2 pseudogenes are annotated in these 288 nt (G+C 71.2%); both read left to right on the forward strand.

Features of this window, described 5'->3' with window-relative positions:
- Positions 1–130: pseudogene (locus IH44_RS46115) on the forward strand (electron transfer flavoprotein subunit beta); the annotation flags it as partial.
- A 38-nt stretch (positions 131–168) separates the two neighbouring features.
- Positions 169–288: pseudogene (locus IH44_RS46120) on the forward strand (electron transfer flavoprotein subunit alpha/FixB family protein); the annotation flags it as partial.

Consider the following 288-nt stretch of genomic DNA (forward strand, 5'->3'; position numbering starts at 1 on the left):
GGCCGGCGCCTGGAGCAAGGTCGAGGACGTCACCGCCCGCCCCGCCCGCACCAAGGGCGTCATCGTGACCGACGAGGGCGAGGGCGGCAAGCAGCTCGCGGCCTACCTCGCCGAGCAGAAGTTCATCTGACGGGCCGCCGGGAATAAAGGGATACGGAGCAAACAACCATGAGTGAGATCCTGGTCCTGGTCGACCACGCCGACGGCGCCGTGCGCAAGCCCGCCCTCGAACTGCTGACCCTCGCCCGCCGCCTGGGCACCCCCTCCGCCGTCGTCCTCGGCGCCGGA

It is taken from the genome of Kitasatospora sp. NRRL B-11411, assembly GCF_000721345.1.
GTDB lineage: Bacteria > Actinomycetota > Actinomycetes > Streptomycetales > Streptomycetaceae > Kitasatospora > Kitasatospora cineracea.